We start from the raw sequence: 1592 nt of genomic DNA on the forward strand, positions 1-1592 counted from the left end.
CGTCCTGGCCCGTATCAACGAGCACAAGATCAACCGGCTCCACGAACTGTTGCCATGGAACTGGAAACCCGTGAATACACTGCACAGACAGGCCGCATAATCAAGGCGGCCCAGAGCGGCCGGTTACGGAACTGGGGTCTTTTGCCGCGGCCGCTCAGCGTCTGACCTTATCGCCGCAGATGGTGGCCAAACATATAGAGGCTCTGGAGCGTCATCTTGGCACGCGCCTGCTCCATCGGACGACACGTCGTCAGAGCCTCACAGAAATAGGGAGTCTTTACTGCGAGCAATGTCATCTCGTCCTGAAGGCTGTCGAGCGTGCTGATAATCTTGCCGCCAACACGCTGGGCGAACCACGTGGTACACTTGCTGTCAGCGTACCAGTTACCTTCGGGCGGACCATGTTCCCCATGTTTCTACATAATTTTCGGAAGAAATTCCCGAAGGTACGATTACAAGTATCCCTTACGGATCAACTGGTTCATCCGACGCTGGATGGCCATGAAGCTGTCATTCGTATTGGCGAGCCAGATCCCGATCTTACGGTCGTCAGTCGCCCTCTGGCCTCATATTCCCTCACGGTCTGCGCAGCGCCTGCCTATCTCGAAAAATTTGGCGCTCCGGACAGTCCTGAGGAACTCGCCCGGCATCAGTGTCTTGTCTACGAAAACTCTGCAAATTCTGTACGAACAGCATGGCACTTTATACGAAAGACCTGCACACGATCTGTCATGGTTTCTGGCACTGTGACGTCCAACGACTGGGGCTTTCTATTGGCCCTCACCTTGTCAGGAGAGGGCATAGTATTGGGTTCTGAACAGGCCTTGAAGCCCGAACTTGATTCTGGCCGCCTTGTCCGCATTCTATCCCAGTGGAGAGTTCCTGGTCGCCCGATGCATCTGCTTTACAATGCCGGCCCTGCTATGACCCCAAAACTGCGGAGTTTCGTTATCGAAGTTCAAAACGCCTTTCCGCCATGACATCTGAGATATCCTACGATGCTCCGGCGCGTCGAAAGGTCCATGCTCTTCGACGGTACGCTCAAGCCCACACGGCAAGCTGCCAGCTGATTTCACAGTTTGAAAGATGCCCCTAACAGATTTCATCTCCACTCAAAGCCAGAAAATTCCGGATCCCAAAAGACAGACAATCTATTCATCGTAGTTTACTCACGAAATATCTGAGATGATCTGCAATAAAACTGGCTACAAAATAATAGCTGTGATCGTAATCAGGACGAAGATTCAGGATGAGTTCCTGCCCTGCATTCTGTGCGGCTTCCTGGAACAGTTCTGGCCTGAGCTGTTCTTTCAGAAACTGGTCCGCCAGACCCTGATCTATCAGAACAGGCAGTCTTTCCTTCGCTGTCCGCACAAGTTCAAGCGGGTCATAGGCTGCCCAACTGGCACGATCCGGCCCCAGATAAGCACTGAATGCTTTTTCACCCCATGGTACCTGCGTTGGTGCCACAATGGGTGAAAAGGCTGACACAGAACGATAGCGGCCAGGATTACGCAGCGCGATCATGATGGCGCCAAATCCACCCATCGAATGTCCCGCAATGCCTCGCTGCTGCGTAACCGGAAAGCTCG

At 53.2% G+C, this 1592-nt stretch carries 2 protein-coding genes; one reads left to right on the forward strand and one right to left on the reverse strand.

Going from position 1 to position 1592, the window contains the following annotated elements; translation table 11 throughout:
* The first annotated feature begins 179 nt into the window (after positions 1–179).
* Entirely contained in the window at positions 180–980 is an 801-nt protein-coding gene (locus OQZ28_RS17450) for a LysR substrate-binding domain-containing protein (protein ID WP_244192285.1), read from the forward strand.
* A gap of 175 nt (positions 981–1155) precedes the next feature.
* Here the strand turns inward: OQZ28_RS17450 and OQZ28_RS17455 are convergent.
* Positions 1156–1592, reverse strand: a 437-nt coding sequence (locus tag OQZ28_RS17455) for an alpha/beta hydrolase-fold protein (RefSeq protein ID WP_458136694.1), incomplete at its 5' end; no start/stop codon positions are given.

It is taken from the genome of Komagataeibacter sp. NFXK3 (assembly GCF_054182245.1).

Coding starts and splice junctions, on each gene's coding strand:
- OQZ28_RS17450 (WP_244192285.1), top strand. CDS start 180: ATGGTGGCCAAACATATAGAGGCTCTGGAGCGTCATCTTGGCACGCGC.